The 1,342-nt window shown below is 76.2% G+C and carries 2 protein-coding genes and 1 pseudogene; all 3 read left to right on the top strand.

The features are described 5' to 3' along the window. Positions 1-842: pseudogene (locus VR45_RS47870) on the top strand (hypothetical protein); the annotation flags it as partial. Then, positions 842-1,138, top strand: a complete 297-nt coding sequence (locus tag VR45_RS10815; RefSeq protein ID WP_045939485.1) for an acyl carrier protein — start codon at positions 842-844, stop codon at positions 1,136-1,138. The pseudogene VR45_RS47870 and the gene VR45_RS10815, both read left to right, overlap by 1 nt. After that, on the top strand, positions 1,135-1,342 hold a 208-nt coding region (locus VR45_RS10810; protein WP_045939484.1), incomplete at its 3' end, for an acyl carrier protein. The genes VR45_RS10815 and VR45_RS10810, both read left to right, overlap by 4 nt.

Genomic DNA, 1,342 nt, shown 5'->3' with positions numbered 1-1,342 from the left:
TCGCCTACACGCTGCGCACCGGACGGACCGAGCTCCCCTGGCGCGGCTTCACCGTCCGGATGCCGGAGGAGGACCTCAAGCCGCTGCTGCCGGTGCGCCGCACCGACCCGCAGGCCGCCGAGCGCGGGGTCGCCTACCACCTCACCGGCGGCGGCCGACTGCCCGGCTGCGGGCACTGCTACCACATCGACCCCGACTTCCGCCGGATCATCGACCTCGGCTACGCCGCGCTGCGCCCGCTGGGCGAGGACACCGACCCGATGACCAAGGAGCGGGTGGGCCGGTTCGCCGTCGCGATGGCCTGGACCGACGCGCTGGGCCGCCGCGGCATCCGCCCGGTCGCCCTGACCGGCAACGGCCCCGGCGCGGTCGCCGCGGCCTGCACGGCCGGGGTGTTCGGCTTCGGGACCGGCATCGAGCTGGCCCTCGGCCGACGGCCGTCCGACTGGCGGCCGGCCGCACCCACCGCCCGGCTGTACTCCCCGGTCGACGGTGCGCCGGTCACCGCGGACCAGGCCGCCGACCCCGATTACTGGGCGAGCCGCTTCGACGAGCCCGGCGACGGCGCGTTCGCGCCGCCGGCCGTCGACCCCGAGCCGGCCGCCTGGCTGGAGGTCGGCACCCAGGTCTTCCCCCACCTCGGGGTCGAACTCCCCGAGATGAGCAGCGCCTACGACCGGATGCTGGCCGCGGTCGGCCTGCTCTGGCAGCTGGGGATCGGCGGCCCCTGGAACGAGGAGGGGGACCGCGGCCGCAGCCGCGTCCCCGCCCCCGGCTACCCGTTCGCCCCCACCCGGCACTACCTGGAGATCCCCGCCACCGCGAAGGAGAGGCACCTGTGATGAACCCTCGGACCGAGCAGGACTGGGTCGCCGAGTTCGAGCAGCTCTGGATGGAGGTCCTCGGTGTCGACGAGGTCCACGAGCACGACGACTTCTTCGACCTCGGCGGCCACTCGCTGAGCGCGCTGCGGCTGAGCACCCTGATCCGCCAGGAGCTCAACCGTCCTGTCGACCTCGCCGACGTGCTGCACAACCCCCGCTACGGCGACCTGCTGGCCGTGGCCGGCCGGGACGAGCCGGAGGCGGCGGCGCCCGAGGCGGCGGGGGCGGCGGGGGCCGAGGGCGGTCGGGCATGACCGTCGCCCCCGGGCGCGCCGCCGACTGGCTGCCACTGGTCGCCGAGGTACTCGGGCTGCCGGCCGACGAGGCCGGCGCCCGGTACCGGGCCGAGTCGTTCACGGCCCTGGGCGGATCCTCGCTCCAGGCGATCGCCCTCGGCGCCCACGGCCAGCGCCGGCTGTCCCGCGACGTCGAGGTCGCGGGACTGCTCGGCCCGGACC

Origin of the sequence: Streptomyces sp. NRRL S-495, from assembly GCF_000966955.1 — a bacterium.
Classification (GTDB): domain Bacteria; phylum Actinomycetota; class Actinomycetes; order Streptomycetales; family Streptomycetaceae; genus Kitasatospora; species Kitasatospora purpeofusca.
Note: the sequence above shows the minus strand (reverse complement) of the source record. Positions and strands in the feature narration are given on the sequence as shown.